1 pseudogene is annotated in these 508 nt (G+C 76.2%); it reads right to left on the bottom strand.

What is annotated here, in order from left to right:
* A pseudogene (locus KBX53_RS35480) lies at positions 1 to 508 on the bottom strand (ABC transporter permease); the annotation flags it as partial.

Raw genomic sequence — 508 nt, 5'->3', positions numbered from 1 at the left:
CGCTCGACCACCGAGAGCGCGGTCGTGGAGCCCACCCCGACGACTGCGATCAGCACCGTCAGGCTGACCAGACCGACCGCGATCCAGACCAGGGTGCGCACCAACGCGTCGGTGCGGTCCCGTTCGTCGGCGAGCACCGTGAGGCCCACCCCGTCGCTGCCCGCGATCGCCTGCCGCAGCGCCCGCACGCCGGCGGTGCGACCGTCCTCGCCGGCACCGGCCGCGTCCGCCAACAGACCGGTGTACGCCGACGGCACGCCGAGCCGGTCCAGGTCGGCCGGGTCGGCGAGGATGCCCGCGTGCAGCGGCCCGTCACCGGGCAGCACCGCGACCACCCGGACGTCGACCCGGCGGGTGGCGACGGCGAGCGTCGCGGTGTCGCCGGCCCGCAGGCCCGCGTCCCGCGCGACCCAGCTGTTGAGCACGATCCGGCCGGGGCCGCGATCGTCCAGGCTGCCCTGGGCCACGTCCAGGTCACCGGTGCTCGGCAACACCGCCACGTCCAGGT

The sequence above is a fragment of the Micromonospora sp. M51 genome (assembly GCF_018070305.1).
Classification (GTDB): domain Bacteria; phylum Actinomycetota; class Actinomycetes; order Mycobacteriales; family Micromonosporaceae; genus Micromonospora; species Micromonospora parva.
Note: the sequence above shows the minus strand (reverse complement) of the source record. Positions and strands in the feature narration are given on the sequence as shown.